General features: G+C 59.1%; 16 protein-coding genes. 4 read left to right on the plus strand and 12 right to left on the minus strand.

The genetic code is table 11. The features are described 5' to 3' along the window. From RA27_RS14935 to RA27_RS14945, 3 genes are read right to left on the minus strand one after another with little or no spacing between them, the layout of a single operon-like run. A complete protein-coding gene (locus RA27_RS14935; RefSeq protein ID WP_039540658.1) occupies window positions 1-528 on the minus strand; it encodes a hypothetical protein in 528 nt (175 codons plus the stop codon). Beyond that, entirely contained in the window at window positions 525-1,373 is an 849-nt protein-coding gene (locus tag RA27_RS14940) for a GNAT family N-acetyltransferase (RefSeq protein WP_039540661.1), read from the minus strand. Before RA27_RS14940 ends, RA27_RS14935 begins: the two co-directional genes overlap by 4 nt. After that, window positions 1,370-2,095 (minus strand): 16S rRNA (uracil(1498)-N(3))-methyltransferase, encoded by a 726-nt coding sequence (locus RA27_RS14945; protein ID WP_039540664.1) that lies wholly within the window; start codon window positions 2,093-2,095, stop codon window positions 1,370-1,372. The genes RA27_RS14940 and RA27_RS14945 overlap by 4 nt, the downstream gene beginning before the upstream one ends. Before the next feature lie 12 nt (window positions 2,096-2,107). Here RA27_RS14945 and ubiA point away from each other — a divergent pair, with 12 nt between their 5' ends. From ubiA to RA27_RS14960, 3 genes are all read left to right on the plus strand, one after another. Continuing rightward, window positions 2,108-3,070, plus strand: coding sequence for a 4-hydroxybenzoate octaprenyltransferase (ubiA, locus tag RA27_RS14950; RefSeq protein ID WP_039540667.1), 963 nt, complete (start codon window positions 2,108-2,110; stop codon window positions 3,068-3,070). Between the two features lie 66 nt (window positions 3,071-3,136). Next, window positions 3,137-5,056 carry an OmpA family protein gene (locus RA27_RS14955; protein ID WP_039540670.1) on the plus strand — a complete coding sequence of 640 codons (1,920 nt, stop codon included), beginning with the start codon at window positions 3,137-3,139 and terminating at the stop codon, window positions 5,054-5,056. Then, on the plus strand, window positions 5,043-5,363 hold the full coding sequence (locus tag RA27_RS14960; protein WP_039540673.1) for a hypothetical protein: 321 nt from the start codon (window positions 5,043-5,045) through the stop codon (window positions 5,361-5,363). The genes RA27_RS14955 and RA27_RS14960 overlap by 14 nt, the downstream gene beginning before the upstream one ends. Before the next feature lie 5 nt (window positions 5,364-5,368). On the opposite strand, the gene RA27_RS14965 is transcribed toward RA27_RS14960, so the two are convergent. From RA27_RS14965 to pgsA, 3 genes are read right to left on the minus strand one after another with little or no spacing between them, the layout of a single operon-like run. Beyond that, entirely contained in the window at window positions 5,369-5,812 is a 444-nt protein-coding gene (locus tag RA27_RS14965) for a molybdenum cofactor biosynthesis protein MoaE (RefSeq protein ID WP_039540675.1), read from the minus strand. Between the two features lie 4 nt (window positions 5,813-5,816). Next, complete coding sequence (gene moaD / locus RA27_RS14970; protein ID WP_039540677.1) at window positions 5,817-6,062, minus strand: molybdopterin converting factor subunit 1; 246 nt, start codon at window positions 6,060-6,062, stop codon at window positions 5,817-5,819. A 3-nt stretch (window positions 6,063-6,065) separates the two neighbouring features. Beyond that, the gene (pgsA, locus tag RA27_RS14975; RefSeq protein WP_039540681.1) at window positions 6,066-6,734 is read right to left on the minus strand and encodes a CDP-diacylglycerol--glycerol-3-phosphate 3-phosphatidyltransferase; all 669 of its coding nucleotides are present in this window, start codon (window positions 6,732-6,734) and stop codon (window positions 6,066-6,068) included. 189 nt (window positions 6,735-6,923) lie between these two features. On the opposite strand from pgsA, the gene RA27_RS14980 reads away from it, so the two are divergent. Continuing rightward, on the plus strand, window positions 6,924-7,808 hold the full coding sequence (locus RA27_RS14980) for a DMT family transporter (RefSeq protein ID WP_039540683.1): 885 nt from the start codon (window positions 6,924-6,926) through the stop codon (window positions 7,806-7,808). Here the strand turns inward: RA27_RS14980 and uvrC are convergent. The 6 genes from uvrC to RA27_RS15015 all read right to left on the minus strand — a co-directional run bounded on the left by uvrC (window position 7,805) and on the right by RA27_RS15015 (window position 14,491). Next, window positions 7,805-9,679 carry an excinuclease ABC subunit UvrC gene (gene uvrC / locus RA27_RS14985; protein WP_039540687.1) on the minus strand — a complete coding sequence of 625 codons (1,875 nt, stop codon included), beginning with the start codon at window positions 9,677-9,679 and terminating at the stop codon, window positions 7,805-7,807. The genes RA27_RS14980 and uvrC overlap by 4 nt on opposite strands. 290 nt (window positions 9,680-9,969) lie before the next feature. Further along, the gene (locus tag RA27_RS14990) at window positions 9,970-10,749 is read right to left on the minus strand and encodes an SDR family oxidoreductase (RefSeq protein WP_039540691.1); all 780 of its coding nucleotides are present in this window, start codon (window positions 10,747-10,749) and stop codon (window positions 9,970-9,972) included. A gap of 21 nt (window positions 10,750-10,770) precedes the next feature. Next, window positions 10,771-11,733, minus strand: a complete 963-nt coding sequence (locus tag RA27_RS14995; protein WP_039540694.1) for a calcium/sodium antiporter — start codon at window positions 11,731-11,733, stop codon at window positions 10,771-10,773. A gap of 168 nt (window positions 11,734-11,901) precedes the next feature. Then, a complete protein-coding gene (locus RA27_RS15005; RefSeq protein WP_039540699.1) occupies window positions 11,902-12,699 on the minus strand; it encodes a S49 family peptidase in 798 nt (265 codons plus the stop codon). Window positions 12,700-12,803: 104 nt separating this feature from the next. Next, entirely contained in the window at window positions 12,804-13,565 is a 762-nt protein-coding gene (locus RA27_RS15010) for an ABC transporter permease (RefSeq protein ID WP_039540702.1), read from the minus strand. Next, the gene (locus RA27_RS15015; protein WP_039540705.1) at window positions 13,562-14,491 is read right to left on the minus strand and encodes an ABC transporter ATP-binding protein; all 930 of its coding nucleotides are present in this window, start codon (window positions 14,489-14,491) and stop codon (window positions 13,562-13,564) included. Before RA27_RS15015 ends, RA27_RS15010 begins: the two co-directional genes overlap by 4 nt. Between the last annotated feature and the right edge of the window lie 16 nt (window positions 14,492-14,507).

Here is a 14,507-nt window from a genome sequence, read left to right on the forward strand (position 1 = left end):
TCAATGCAGCCTGAGATGAGCGGGTCGTGAGGGCGTTCGTTCCCAGATCACCACCGGATGGGCCGCGCCACCGTTAAGTTCCGTCAGCATTTGCTCGGTTTTCAGCCCCGGCAGCGCTGAGAACACATCAAACAACGCCTCGGCCCCTTCGGCGTTCACCGGAATGTGAAGGGTCGGCTGCCCCGGTTGATCCAGAACCCATAGCGCGGGACGCGAGGTCGGGTCCAACGCCAGCCGCTCGATCTCACGCGTCGCGATTATACCGCCGTCGAGCGGCCCGAGATAGGTGATCTGACCTTCATCGATGGTCACGACACCCGGCCCGCCCGCGCCATTGCGAAAGCGCGTGCGCTGCACCCCGATCACCGCCAGAGCGATCGATACCGCGATCAGCAGCCACCCCAACCACGCCATCAATCCGCCAGGGCCACTGATCCAACTGAGGCCGAGGATCAGAACAAATCCTGCCACCAGTACTTCGCGCCAGCGCCACAGGGCCAGCTTGGCTTCGGGTCGGATGAAACTCATGCCACGTCCTCCGGGTTTTTGAACAAGATCAGCGAGTAATGACCCGCAGGCTGGAACCCAATGGATATATAGGCACGGGCCGCCGCTTCGGAAGCCGCAAAGAGAACAGCGCGAGAGACCCTTTTGTCCCGCGCCTCAACCAGATGCAGGGCAACGGCCGAACGCGCATAGCCCCGCCCCCGCAGTTCGGGTGGCGTATAAACGCCACCGATCTGCACCACATCGGGCAGGCGCGCGTTGAACCCGGTCATGCCAACCGGTTCACCATCAATCAGTAAAACCCTGTGAGAGCCGCGCGCAATATAGGCTTCGATATCTTTGACAGCCTGCTTCTGCGCACGTGCTGAAGCGAAATCCATGGCCTCGATCAGGTAACTCCGTCGCCACCCCTCGGTGACAGAGCGGTCAGCAACGGCAAGCGGTACCAGTTCAGCCCCGGTCAAGCTCGGGATTTGGAGGTTATTCAGTTCCAGCGAGAACCCCGGCTCGTCACTGTTCAGGGTCGCTGGCCGGTCCTCCCATCCCGCAATCCGCATGATCCGGCGGGCCTGAGTGGCCTCGGCAGCCATGCCAAACAGTGGTCGCCCCCGGATCAACTCGATCGCATTATTGAGCTGTTCGTCGCTACAGTCTGCGCATTGTGGCAATACCATGCCTTCGTTTGTGATGGAAAAAACTGCGCGCGGACCGTCGCCCAGCACCCAGACATTCAACGCACGCGGATCGGCACCAGACAGGCCATGTTCGCGCAGATTGGCCAACGGAAACATAGATGTCTGAATGTGCCGGAACAAAAACGCGTCGATCTCCGAAAGGTCTGCATCCTGTGCCCGACGCCATGTCATGACCAGTCCCCCAGCGCCTGCTGCCACACCGTCATCGCCGCGACTGCTGCGGTGTCCGCGCGCAGGATACGCGGGCCGAGGCTGACCACATGCGCATATGGCAACGCCGACAGACGCTTGCGTTCAGACTCGGAAAACCCACCCTCAGGACCGATGAGTATAGCCCATGGCTGGCCCTTCTCGTTCCCGGCCAGCCGCAGGGCTGCACCGGCTTCGGCCTCGTCACAGAACATCAACTGACGATTTTCAGGCCATGCGGCAAGGAGGCGATCCAAGCGCTGCAGATCGGTGACTTCCGGCACGAACATACCGCCGCATTGTTCCGCAGCCTCGACCGCATGTGCCTGCAGGCGATCCTGCCGGATACGTTCGGAGTTGGTGAATTCGGTCTGAACGGGCATAATCCGCGATGCGCCCATCTCGGCCGCTTTTTCAACGATGAAATCGGTCCGGGCCTTTTTGATCGGAGCGAAAAGCAGCCACAGATCGGGCGGTAATTGCAACGGTTTCGTCTGCTCTGCGCAGGACAGAACGCCATCGCGTTTGCCGGCTTCGACAACCTCGGCAACCCATTCGCCATCCTGCCCGTTGAACAAGGCAACTCGCCCCCCAACCGACAGGCGCATGACGCCGAACAGATAGTGCGCGTGCTCACGCGTCAAAGGAACCGATTGCCCCGGACCCAAAGGGTGCTCTACATACAGTCTGATCTTCGCATTCATGAGACCCTACATATGCAAGGCAATGCCCCAACACCAGACGGTCAGGTCGCCGATGCCATAACCGGCAATTGGGTCGACACCCATGCCCCCGCCTTTGCCCGCCCTTACCTGCGGCTCAGCCGCGCGGACCGGCCCATTGGCACGTGGTTGCTGCTGATACCCTGTTGGTGGGGTCTGGCGCTGGCGATCCTCAGCGACAGCACGCCGCGGTGGGAAGACCTCTGGATCGCCATCGGCTGCGCTATTGGTGCGTTTCTGATGCGCGGCGCGGGTTGTACATGGAATGATATCACCGACCGCGAATTCGACGGGAAGGTCGAGCGCACAAGATCGCGCCCGATTCCATCCGGCCAGGTCAGCGTACGTCAGGCCGTGTTCTGGATGGTGCTGCAATGTCTGTTGGCTCTGGCGATTCTGCTGACTTTCAATCGGGCCGCCATAGCGATGGGTGTCCTGTCGCTGCTGCCAGTCACAATCTATCCTTTCGCAAAACGGTTTACGTGGTGGCCGCAAGTCTTTCTGGGTCTGGCTTTCAACTGGGGCGCATTGCTGGCCTGGGCTGCCCATACCGGAACCGTGGGATGGCCCGCCATAATGCTCTACCTGTCGGGGATCGCCTGGACGTTGTTCTATGACACGATTTACGCCCATCAGGACGCAGAGGACGATGAACTGATCGGCATCAAATCTACCGCGCGGCTGTTCGGAACCGATACAGCCCGATGGCTCAAGTATTTTCTGGTCGGGACGGTCAGCCTTATGGGTCTTGCCATTATTGATGCCGCGTTGCCCGAGGCGTCGGTTCTCGCCTTGGTCGTTGCCCTTGGCGGACCCTGGGCGATGGGTTGGCACTTGGCTTGGCAGTTGCGGGGTCTGGATACGGAAGACAACGCCAAATTGCTGCAGCTTTTCCGGGCCAATCGCGACACCGGCTTGATTCCGCTGATCTTCCTCTGCGTCGCGCTTTTCCTCTGATTGCACCTCTGTGCCGGGCTCTGTATGAGTCCGAAATCAATCGACCGAGGAGTCTCGATCCCGCCCATGCGCCTGCCTTATCCCATCGCCGTCGCGTTGATTTTTGCAGTCTCTGCCGTGTTGTCGCTGGTGGCCGCAGGTTTCTCTGTCAGCAAGATTGAAGATGCATCTGAACTGGCAGTGCGCCGTGCGCTGAATCTGCAGGGACATGACTGGGCCGAGGTCGAATCCGACGGGTTGCGCGTTGTCCTGACCGGTACCGCGCCAGACGAGGCCACCCGGTTCAATGCCCTGACCGCCGCCGGAACCGAGGTCGATACCTCGCGCGTGATCGACGAAATGGACGTCGCGCCCACAGCCGACCTGACCCCGCCCCGCTTCTCGGTCGAGATTTTGCGCAATGACAGCGGCATTTCGATCATAGGACTGGTGCCTGCCAGTCTGGATCGCGACGAGTTGATCGACAGGCTGCAACGGCTGGATCGGGACGCACCCGTCTCGGACCTGATGGAAAGCGCGGACTATCCCGAACCCAGCAGATGGGATCAAGCCTTGGAGTATGCAATCCGGGCGCTGTCCAACTTGCCCCGTGCCAAGATATCGGCCAGCCCCGGGCTGGTACGCATTACTGCCATCGCCGATAGCCAGCAGGAAAAAGACCGGCTGGAGCAGGACCTGAACCGTGAGGCGCCCCCGGGGCTGCGGATCGGCCTTTCCATTTCAGCACCCCGCCCGGTTATCACGCCATTTACCCTGCGGTATCTGATCAACGAGGACGGCGGGCAGTTTGATGCGTGCTCGGCCCAAAGCGAGGAGGCACGGGATCTCATCGTCGCAACCGCGCGCGAGTCAGGGCTGACTGGTCCATATTCCTGCACGATAGGCCTAGGCGTCCCCTCGCCCCGTTGGCCTAATGCGGCACAGCTGAGCATCCGGGCACTGGCCGAGATCGGGCAGGGTTCGATCACCATGTCAGATGCCGACATCACATTGGTCGCCGCACAGGATACCGACCCGTCTCTGTTCGACCGCATCGTCGGAGAGTTGGAGAACACCCTGCCCGAGGTATTTGTCCTTCACGCCGTCCTGCCCGAGCCCGAACCGGATGATCCTGCGGGACCGGTCGAATTCAGCGCGACCCTCAGCCCGGAGGGTCTGGTGCAACTGCGAGGGCGGGTAAGTGACGAGACCCTGCGTAACATGACCGACAGCTTTGCACGTGCCGCCTTTGGGTCCGAGCGGGTGCACACCGCCACCCGAATTGCGCCGGACCTGCCGGCGGAGTGGGCGGTGCGCGTTCTGGCGGGCCTCGACGCCTTGTCGCTTCTGCACAATGGAGCGCTGACGGTGACACCCGACACCGTTTCGCTGACAGGCATCAGTCATCACCCCGACGTTAAGGCCCTGATCGCAGGTATGCTGTCGGAGAAGCTGGGGGATGCGCAGGATTTCAACTTGTCGATTACTTATGTTGAGCCTCCGGCACCCAAAGATGCCCCGCCCGATCCGGAGGTCTGCGAAGAGCGGATCGCCGAGGTTCAGAAGGGCAGCAAGATCGCCTTCGAACCCGGATCGGCGACAGTGGCCGCCGATTCGCGCGACGCGCTGAATCAGATCGCCGACATCCTGCGCGAATGCGGCCCGATCCGATTGGAAATTCAGGGCCATACCGACAGCCAGGGCCGAGAGGAAATGAACCAGCAACTCAGTCAGGCCCGCGCGCAATCGATCCTGAACGAACTGCGCGGACGGCGCGTGCCGACCTCGAGCTTTTCTGCCGTCGGCTATGGCGAAACGCAGCCCATCGCTGACAATGACACCGAGGAAGGGCGCGAAGAAAATCGCCGGATCAACTTTCACCTGATCCGGCCCGAGCCGGTCGCCAATACCGAAACCGGGCTTGAGGCCATGGAAGCAGAAACAGAAACACCGGACGCCGATGCCCCGGATGCGGGCTCAGAGGACCAGCAAAGTGAACAGAATTGAATTTGTAATCGCCACCGCAATCATCCTGTTCGCAGCGTTCTGTATGGGCTGGTTCGCCAATTGGCTGGCCCATCGTCTGTCTCGTGTCCGTCAAAGCGATGTGGCCGATCTGGATCGGATGAGCCAGGAGTTGCACGAAGCCGAGGAAACCCGCGATCAGGCAATCACATACCTGCAGCAGCGCGAAGCAGAGCTGACGAACCAATTGACGCAAACCGAGGCTGAACTGAATGCGGCGATGGAAGGGTTGCGCGCAGCACGGCAGGAAGCCGAGGAAATGCGCGGTCGGATCAACAACGCCGACTGATCGTCCTACCAACGGGTCAGCGCGTCTTCGTCCTCTTCCTTCGCGGCGACCCATTCGGCGCCGGAGGTGGAGATTTCTTTCTTCCAGAACGGCGCGCGGGATTTGAGGTAATCCATCAGATATTCCGCCGCCTCAAAGGCGTCCTTGCGATGCGGCGCCGCTGTGGCGACCATCATGATCCGGTCACCGGGGGCCAGACGCCCGTGCCGGTGAATCACCAGAACATCACCCAAAGACCAGCGATCCATCGCCTCTTGCGCGATTGCGGCCAGCGCCCGTTCGGTCATGCCCGGATAGTGTTCGATCTCCATGACATCCAGATCCCCGGTCGTCAGATCACGCACAACGCCCGTGAACGTCACGATGGCCCCATTTGCGATAGCACCTTCTGCGAAGGCATTGGCCTCGACACCCAGATCGAACGCTTCCTGCTGAACCGCTATGCGCATCGGGTCAGCCGCCGGTCATCGGTGGAAAAAACGCAACCTCGCGCACCCCGTTCAGCGGAGCATCAAAGTCCGAAAGCTCCTGATCCAGCGCCACGCGCAAGGCCGACAGATCCGCGAACGCGGCGGCATAGCGATCTTCGCGTGCGCTCAGCTCGGCGACCAAGTCGGACACTGTCGCGGCCTCGGTCACGATTTTTTCTTTCGGCAGACCGATGCGTTCGCGCACCCAGGCGAAATACAGCACATCCATCCCTTAACTCTCCTTCAGATGTGGCATGGCTTTACGTAGGTAGTCGTAGCCGGTGATCAATGTCAGCGCTGCGGCGATCCACAACAGCCACAGCCCGATACGGCCTGACCAGAACATGCCTTCAAGGTACCAGCGCATGTGGTTCAGATCCTCCACTTGCCCGGTCAGCACCTGATCTATGGTCACATTATCCATGCCGAACGTGGCCATCACGAAGTGATGTTCGAATATCCCCTGCGAGAACAGAATCGCAATCGCGACCATCTGCGCAGTCGTTTTCCATTTGGCCAGCTTCGTCACTTTCAGCGTCCCGGCCACATCGCCGAGATACTCCCGCAGGCCCGAGACAAAAACTTCGCGAAACAGGATCACCGTGGCCGGCAGCACCAGCCAGGGCGTCCAATGCTCGGTTGAATACCCAACCAGGATCATCAGCGCGATCACCACCATCGCCTTGTCGGCAATCGGGTCCAGCATCGCACCGATCTTGGTTTCCTGCTTCCAGGCCCGCGCCAGATAGCCATCGAACCAATCGGTGATGGCCGCAGACAGGAACAGGACCAGTGCGAACCAATCAGCGTAGGGCCGTGTGAAATACAAGAACATCACGGCAAGACCGGGTGCCGCCACCAGGCGTAGGACGGTCAGAATATTCGGCAGGTTCCATTTCATGGGTTGGACCCTACATCGCAGGTTCGGGACAGAAAAGACAGGGTCGAAAAAAACTGCCCGCGGACAAGCATTTGGCGCACTGCACGTCAAAGCGTCGCAACCGCACGCGCGCCACCGGTTATATCTTGGCACAGGAAAGCTTTGACGTCAGATTGGCGCGGCGGCGCCAGAAAGCACTCCAGAGCTGACATGACCACACATATTCAAACCGATCCCCGGTCGAACCTGATCGGCAGCGCATGGATGATCGCAGCCATGGCCCTTTTCGCGATTGAAGACGCGTTGTTGAAAGGCGTGTCGGCCCTGTTGCCCATCTGGCAGGTACTGGTTCTGTTCGGCACAGGTGGTGCGATAGTCTTCGCCTGCGTCACCACCTTACGTGGTGGTCAGTTGTTCCACCCTGACGTCCTTTCCCGGCCAATGAAGGTACGTGTGTTTTTCGAGATACTTGGGCGGATGTTCTACTTGCTGGCTATCGCCCTGACGCCGCTGTCATCAGCAACGGTTATTCTTCAGGCGACGCCGCTGGTCGTCGTCGCCGGGGCGGCGCTGTTCTTTGGCGAAACCGTGGGGTGGCGGCGTTGGAGCGCAATCCTGATCGGCTTGATCGGTGTCGTCGTCATCATCCGCCCGACCGGCGACAGCTTTTCGGCGCTGTCGCTTCTGGCGGTGTTGGGGATGCTGGGGTTTGCAGGCCGCGATCTGGCCAGCCGCGCGGCGCCCATCACTTTGGGAACCGACGTGCTGGGGTTTTATGGCTTTCTCTCAATCATTGTCGCCGGGTTCGCCTATCAGCCCTGGGAAGGGACCTCGATGGTGGCGCTGAACGCCGTGACAGGTGCGCATGTTGCGGCAGCTGTCGCCATCGGAACGATGGCCTATGCATCCCTGATGAAAGCGATGCGGACCGGCGAAGTCTCGGCGGTGACGCCATTTCGCTATTCCAGACTGCTTTTCGGAATTGGGCTAGGCATTTTCCTGTTCCAAGAGCAGCTGGATCAAACCATGTGGATCGGCAGCGCGCTGATCGTTGCTTCGGGGCTTTATATCCTCTGGCGCGGCCGAAAAGCCTAGCCCTTGTCATGGAAGAAATCATAGACCTTCTGCGCCAGCCCGGCCGAGATCCCCTCAACCGCTTTGAGGTCCGCCAGATTGGCCCGGCTCACGGCTTTGGCGCTGCCGAAATGAGCCAGCAAAGCCCGTTTGCGCGCAGCCCCGACGCCGGTGATTTCGTCCAGAGGCGTTGCGCCAACGGCCTTGGCGCGTTTCGCACGATGGGTACCGATGGCGAACCGGTGTGCCTCATCCCTGAGGCGTTGGATGAAATATAGCACCGGATCGTTGCGTTTCAGCGCAAACGGGCGTTGACCGGTCCGGTGAAATTCTTCCTTACCATGGTCACGGTCCACACCTTTGGCGACGCCGATCATGGGAATGTCTTCGACACCATGTTCGACCATGATTTCGTGCACGGCACTCACCTGCCCCGCACCGCCATCGATCAACAGCAAATCCGGCCACAACCCCTTGTCTCGATCCGGGTCTTCCTTTTGCAATCGGGTAAAGCGGCGGGTCAGCACCTCTTTCATCATCCCGAAATCGTCGCCCGGAGTCAGATCATCACCCCGGATATTGAACTTGCGATAGGCGTTTCTCATGAACCCTTCGGGGCCGGCAACGATCATGCCACCGACCGCATTGGTACCCTGAATATGCGAGTTGTCGTAAACTTCGATCCGATTGGGCGGGCTGTCCAGATCAAATGCCTCAGCGACCCCTCGCAGCAGTTTGGCCTGAGTCGCGCTTTCGGACATCCGCCGGGCGAGTGACTCGCGCGCATTGCGTAGCGCGCCCGCGATCAGTTCCTGCTTTTCACCGCGCTGAGGAACCAGAATCTCTACTTTGCGCCCGGCCTTTTCCGACAACGCTTCCTGCATCAGATCGGCGTTTTCGATTGCGTCGGACAGGATCAACTGACGTGGCGGTTCCTTGTTGTCATAGAACTGGCCGAGGAATGCCTCCATTACCTCGGCCGGGGAAACATCCGGCCCGACCCGAGGATAGAAGTCCTTGTTTCCCCAATTCTGATTGGCGCGGATGAAGAACACCTGCACACAAGCCTGCCCGCTATCCATATAAAGACCGATCACATCCGCCTCAGCGACGCCCCGTGGATTGATGCCCTGAGAGGTCTGAACCTGGGTCAGAGCCCGGATGCGATCGCGCAGACCAGCGGCACGTTCGAACTCCATCGCCTCGGAGGCGGCCATCATCTGTTCGGCCAGATCCTCCTGCACTTTGGTAGACCGGCCTGACAGGAACCGCTCGGCATCCTTTACGCTTTCGCGGTAATCCACCTCGGAAATCAACCCGACACACGGCCCGGAACAGCGCTTGATCTGATAGAGCAGACAAGGCCGTGTGCGGCTCTCAAACATGGAATCCGAACAGTTGCGCAGCAGGAACGCCTTTTGCAACTGATTGAGCGTCCGGTTCACTGCCCCTGCGCTGGCGAAAGGTCCGAAATAAGCGCCTTTTTCCTTCTTGGCCCCGCGATGCTTCTTGATCTGTGGAAAGGCGTGATCCTTGGCGACCAGAATGTTCGGAAAGCTTTTGTCATCGCGAAGCAGCACATTGTACTTCGGCTTGAGCTGTTTGATCAGGTTCTGCTCAAGCAACAGGGCTTCTGTCTCGGTCCGCGTGGTCAGGAACATCATCGAGGCGGTCGCCGCGATCATCTTTTCGATCCGCCCCGAATGCCCTGGACGCATATAGTTCGATACCCGCGCCTTCAGGTTCCGCGCCTTGCCCACGTACAGAACCCGGCTATCAGCATCCAGCATTCGATAAACGCCGGGCGAGCTGTCCAGCGTTTTTACATACCGCTGAATACAGGCATATCCCGTGAGTTCAGTGTCCGGTTTGGTATCGTTGTGAGATGTCATGGCCGTGACTTATGATTCTCTGACCATGGCTGCAATCTTGTGCGCTTCAGATCAAGAGAAAACAAATCCACGACTTCTGTGGATAACTGTGCAGATAACTTTTGGGGCATCACGATTTTCCCTTGAATCCTTACCTATTCGTTGATCTGCACAAAAAATAGGCAGGAAATTATGGTATTGTTTTTAAACAATATTTTATATCATCTGAGACAAGTATATGAAAATTAAGACAATTTTGTAACGCTCAGGTAACAGGGATGAGAGCGGTGCAAAACTTGCAGCTGATATGTCTATTCTATGCCCAGAACATCCGGCGTTTGCCAGCCCAGATGCTGCCCGCCATCGACGCATAACAACTGGCCGGTAACGGCATGTGCATCCAGAAAGTACCCCAGCGCGGCGGTGATGTCCGACGGGTTTGCTCCGCGCTCCAGAATTGTGTTCTGCCTTTGTGCATTAAAGTGCTTTTCACTTTGTCGATGGCCCTGCAGCGTCGGGCCCGGACCTATTGCGTTCACGCGGATTGCAGGCGTCAACGCCTGCGCGGTTGTCCGGGTCAGCGCCCACAGGCCCATCTTGGCAATCGTGTACGACATGAATTCAGGGGTCAGCTTGCGCACCCGCATATCCACCATGTTTACGATCAGCCCAACCGCCTGAGGTTCTCCCTGATCATCCAACTCCGGCTCCAGCCCTTGCCCGGCCATGGCTTGCGTCAGAACAAATGGTGCACGCAGGTTGCTGTCGAGATGCCGGTCCCAGCTTTGGCGGGTCGCCGTGTGGATATTGTCATACTCAAAAATTGACGCGTTGTTGACCAGACAGGTGATCGGCCCACCCAGCGCTTCAACCGCACGGGGAAGCAATGTGCCGACCTGGGCTTCGTCCAGCAGATCGGCTTGCAGCGCGACTGACGCGCGGCCCCGCGCCTGAACCTCGGCCACCGTTTCGCGTGCCGCTTGTTCCGAGTTGGCATAGTGGACAGCGACATCCATGCCGCGCTGCGCCAGATAAAGCGCCATAGCACGGCCAAGGCGTTTTCCGGCGCCGGTCACCAAGGCTCGGGTCATGGGCTCTCTCCCCTGATCAGATCACGCCAGAAGGCTGACGACGTAAATCAAATAAAGCAGCGTCAGAACCAGTCCCCAGATACGCGTAATATCTTTTTTGAAAAACACGAATGGGACCAGCAGCAGCGATGCACCCAGCATCACCCACAGATCGAACCGAAGGAATTCAGGGTCCACAGGGATGCGCCCGAACAGAGTTGTGATACCGATGATGGCCAACAGGTTGAACATGTTCGAACCGATAACGTTGCCCAGCGCCACATCGGCCTGACGGCGCAACGCCGCCATTACTGTTGTCGCTAGTTCCGGCAAAGACGTGCCCACGGCAATCAGCGTCAAACCGATCACCGTCTCACTGACGCCGTAGTCGCGGGCGATGATCGTCGCGTTGTCCACCAGCAATTGCGCACCCATTGGCAGGCCGATCAGGCCGAGAACCAGATACAGGGACACCTTCCAATAAGGCATGTCCGGATCGGCTTCTTCGAGGCCTTCAAGCTCATCTTCATCCGCGCACGCTTCGCCACAGGCCTTGCGATGGGCATGTGCCTCGCGGAAGGCATTGGCCAGAACCAGCGCCAGCGCCGCCAGCAGGATTGCCCCGCTGAACAGGTTAAAGACTCCGCAGAAGGCCAGCCCGATAAACAGGACCGTTGCAAGCAGCATGAAGACATAGTTCTTGCGGCTGTCGCACTCGCTTGTGTGCAAGGTGGCCAGCAGTGCAGGCAGACCCAGAACCAGAAGTATGTTGGCCGTGTTCGACCCGACCACGTTGCCCAGCGCAATACCGGGCGCGTTTTCCTTGATGGCGCTGATCGCGATCAGCAACTCGGGCGCCGAGGTGCCGAATGCCACGATGGTCAGACTTACGATCAGAGCGGGAACACCCAGTCGCAGACTGAGATTGACCGCCCCGCGGACCAACGCGTCCCCGGCAAGCAGCAGGATCAGCAACCCTAGGCCGGAAAACAGCCACGCCGTCATCCACGGCCTCCTTTTTCACACGGACACGAGCCTTTGCCGATCCGGAAACGCCCACATCGAGGACACTTGGCGGAACTCAACCGTTTCTGGCCCGGAAAGCGCAACTTGCCGAACATCGCCAGAACGCCCATGGCGATCAGGAACAGGGTGACAGCCTTGATGATCACGTTACAACCCGAAACGCGCGTAGGCGGCGCGCTCCTCAAGCCCGGCGATGGCATCCTGCGCCATCGTTGCCCCGAAGCGTGACCAGATCGGCTTGCGCAGCCCGTAGCGGCGGAACCTGACCTTGTCGCCGAACTTTTCCTGCATCTTGGGTTTCAGATGCGCGATGCCGTCGATCAGGCCCAGCTCTTGCGCGCGGCGCGCCAGCCAGACCTCGCCATTGAACAGGTCAGCATCGGTATTCAGCTTGCCGTCCCGGCGGGTTTTGACATGGGTGACGAAATTCTCATGGATATCGCCCAGCAGCACTTTGAGCCGCGCGACGTCCTCTTTCTTTTCCGGGGCAAACGGATCGAGCATCGATTTCGACTGACCCGCTGTGTGCACGCGCCTCTCAAAGCCTTGCCGCGCCAGAAAGACATGCGCGCCGAACCCCGACGAGATTACGCCGATCGATCCCAGAACCGAACTGTCGTCAGCCCAGATTTCATCTGCCGACGCCGCCAGCCAGTATCCGCCCGAGGCGGCCACATCTTCGACGAAAGCGTAGACCGGAATATCAAGCTCGTCCGCCAGCCGCCGGATACGCGCGCCGATCAACGAGCTTTGGACAGGTGATCCTCCGGGCGAGTTGACCTCAAGCGCTACCGCGGCAGGCTTGCCCTTGCGAAAGGCTTTTTCCAGAACCGGCGCCAGAGCGGTGGCATTCATCGACCCGCGCCCGGCCATTCCGATGGCACCGGACAAGCGGACAACGGCCACCAGGGGCTGCTTTTTCACGAAGGACAGGCTGAGTTTCATGGAAGCCGATGTAGAGCGCGCCGAGGCCGTAAACAAGAGACCCGAAGCGCCATAAACGCGACGTGAACCAATTTCACACACCTGATGGGCAAAAATGCAACGCCCTAGCTACGGATGCGCCAACCAGTTTTGAAGATCCAGCCGATGATCGCAAGGCAGATTCCGGTAAATGCCAGTATCGCAAGAAGGCTCCAGAATATCGGGACATCGGCGATACCGTAGAATGACCAGCGGAACCCGGAAATCAGATAAACCACGGGGTTGAACAAGGTGATTGTTTGCCAGAGAGGTGGTAGCATCGAGATTGAATAGAACGTCCCGCCCAGAAAAATCAGTGGTGTCACAACAAGCTGGGGAACAAGCGACATCTGTTCAAAGTTACCCGCCCAGATGCCCACGATGAAACCCAGCAAAGAAAAGCTGAGGCAGGACAGGATCAGGAATGCGGCCATCGCGAACGGATGTTCTATTCGTATGTCCACAAAGAAGGTGGCGGTAACCAGAATGACCAGACCCACGAACAACGCCTTGGTTGCCGCGGCGCCGACATAGCCAATGACAATTTCGATGAAATTGATCGGGGCCGACAACAGCTCGTAAATCGTGCCCAGAAACTTGGGGAAGTAGATACCGAAGGATGCGTTTGAGATCGACAGCATCACCACGGAAAGCATGATAAGGCCCGGCACGATGAACGCGCCGTAGGATACGCCCTCGATTTCCTGGATACGGCTGCCGATGGCGGTGCCGAACACCACGAAATAGAGTGAGGTCGACAGGACCGGTGAGAGAAAACTCTGCGCAAGGGTGCGGAAGAACCGGGCCATTTCAAACCGGTAGATGGCGGCAATGGCGGACCAGTTCATGCGGGCTCTCCGGACACGAGGTTAACGAATATCTCTTCAAGGCTCGACTGGCGGGTCTGGACGTCGCGTAACACCAGACCGGCCTGCGCCACGTCATTGAGAAGGGTGGTGATCCCGGTGCGCTCCGCATGGGTATCGTAGGTATAGATCAGCGCGTCCCCTGCCCCATTCAAAGCCAGATTATGCTCGGACAGGCTTTCGGGTATGGTCGACACAGGCTCCGTCAGCATCACCTCGATCTGTTTCTTGCCCATCTGCGCCATCAATGTGTCTTTATCCTGCACCAGCAGAAGCTCGCCCTTGTCGATGACACCGACGCGATCGGCAATCGCCTCGGCCTCTTCGATGTAGTGAGTGGTCAGGATGATGGTGACGCCCGCTTGCTTCAGCTCGGCGACGATCTCCCACATGTCCTTGCGCAGTTCGACGTCCACACCGGCGGTCGGCTCATCCAGAAACAGCACGCGCGGCTCGTGGGCCAGCGCCTTGGCAATCAGCACCCGGCGTTTCATGCCGCCGGACAGTTCCTTGATCGCATTGCGGCGCTTATCCCAAAGAGACAGCTTTCGAAGGATTTCCTCGATCCGTGCATTGTCGCTGCCATGACCGAACAGACCGCGTGAGAACCGAACGGTGTTCCAGACCTTCTCGAACGGCTCAAGCGCGATCTCCTGCGGCACCAGTCCGATCATCTTGCGCGCTGCACGAAACTCGGTCTGGATGTCATACCCGCCAACGGTGACCGAACCCGATGTCGGCGTCGTAATACCGCAAACGGTCGAAATCAATGTTGTTTTGCCCGCACCATTGGGGCCCAACAGCGCCAGAATCTCACCTTCTTCAATGTCCAGAGACACGCCTTTCAGCGCCTCAAAACCATTGGCATAGGACTTTCGCAAATCCAGGATGGACAAAATGGTCGTCATGCGTTCCCTCGTTTGA

The sequence above is a fragment of the Ruegeria sp. ANG-R genome (assembly GCF_000813985.1).
Classification (GTDB): domain Bacteria; phylum Pseudomonadota; class Alphaproteobacteria; order Rhodobacterales; family Rhodobacteraceae; genus Ruegeria.